At 67.0% G+C, this 1,625-nt stretch carries 2 protein-coding genes; both read left to right on the forward strand.

Annotated elements, in window-relative coordinates; genetic code table 11:
* The first annotated feature begins 136 nt into the window (after positions 1 to 136).
* Positions 137 to 565 carry a transposase gene (locus ACIWVC_RS34560; protein ID WP_396455215.1) on the forward strand — a complete coding sequence of 143 codons (429 nt, stop codon included), beginning with the start codon at positions 137 to 139 and terminating at the stop codon, positions 563 to 565.
* Positions 566 to 594: 29 nt separating this feature from the next.
* Positions 595 to 1,599, forward strand: coding sequence for an IS3 family transposase (locus ACIWVC_RS34565; RefSeq protein WP_396455217.1), 1,005 nt, complete (start codon positions 595 to 597; stop codon positions 1,597 to 1,599).
* Positions 1,600 to 1,625 lie beyond the last annotated feature (26 nt).

A 1,625-nucleotide genomic window follows, 5' to 3' on the forward strand; every position in this document is an offset into this window, starting at 1 on the left:
CCCTCTCTGTCAGACTGCTGTGACACAAGGGACGAACGAGTCCTTCTGATACCAAGCAGGGCGAGACAGGACGAACAGCGCAGTGACGATGACTCTCGCCGACCAGGCCGCCGTGACGACACGGCAGGATGGTCGGGTGACCGACGAATACGGCGACCAGCAGCCGGGCCGGGCCGCCCGGCCCAAGCGCCGGACGTTCACCAAGGCCTACAAGGCCCGGATCCTGGCCGCCTACGACGCGCTGCCCGAGGGCAGCCCCGAACGCGGCGCCCTGTTGCGGTCCGAAAAGCTCTACCACTCCCACATCGAGCACTGGCGCAAACAACGCGATGAAGGCACCCTGGCAGCCACCTCGGGAAAGCCGGCACGCAGCCCCGAGGCCGAGGAACTGGCCCGCCTGAAGGCCGAGAACAAGAAACTCAGGGCCGAAGCCGCCAAACTCGAAGCCGGCAACGCCAAACTCGCCGGTGAACTCGACAAGACCCGAACCGCATTGGACATCGCGGGAAAAGCATTCGCGCTGCTGCAGGACATCTCAAGCAGCGCGGACTCCGACGAGAACTGAACCAGGTCATCGACGACCACCTGCCCGGCATGGAGGAACTGCTCGGCACCGCCCGGGCATGCCGCATCCTCGGAAAATCCCGCTCGACTCTGCACCGGCACCGCAATCCCCGCCCGCCCCGGCTCGGGCCGCGCCGCCCGTTCCATCATCCGGCCGAGCTGTCGGCGGCCGAACGCGAGCGGGTGCTGGCGGTGCTGGACTCGGCCCGGTTCGTCGACAAGTCACCGGCGCAGGTGTGGGCGGTCCTGCTGGACGAGGGCGTGTACCTGTGCTCGCAGGCCACGATGTACCGGCTGCTGCGCGAGCGCGGCCAGGCCGGTGAGCGGCGCGCCCAGGCCGTGCGCCCGGCGACCGTCAAGCCCGAACTCCAGGCCGACGGCCCCGATCAGGTGTGGTCGTGGGACATCACGAAACTGAAAGGCCCCGTGCGCGGCGTGCATTATCTGCTGTACGTCATCATCGACATCTTCTCCCGCAAAGTCGTGCACTGGGAGATCTGGCCCACCGAGAACGGCACCCTGGCCAAAGAGTTCATCCAGCACGCCATCATCGCCAACGGCGGCGTGGCACCCCGATCTATCCATGCCGACCGCGGCACGGCCATGACCTCCAACACCGTCACCGGACTCCTCGCCCTCCTGGGCATCGACCAGTCCCATTCCCGCCCGCACGTGTCCAACGACAACCCCTACTCCGAAGCACAGTTCAAGACCCTCAAATACTGCCCGGCATTCCCGCGAAGGTTCGGCTCGATCGAGGACGCCAACAGCTTCTGCAGCCACTTCTTCGCCTACTACAACCACGAACACCGCCATTCCGGGATCGGAATGCACACGCCCGCGACCGTCCACGACGGCACCGCCACCCAGGTTCAGGCCCGCCGGGCCGCCACCCTGCAGGCGGCCTTCCGGGCCCACCCCGAACGGTTCCGAGGCCGGTGCCCCTCACCGCCCCCGCTACCGGACAAGGTCTGGATCAACCCGCCACCCCAACCCCAGACCGACAACCAGCCACAAACCACCCACGCGGCCTGACGTCTCATCCGGTTTGACAGGTTCCG

The sequence above is a fragment of the Actinomadura sp. genome, from assembly GCF_044508335.1.
GTDB lineage: Bacteria > Actinomycetota > Actinomycetes > Streptosporangiales > Streptosporangiaceae > Spirillospora.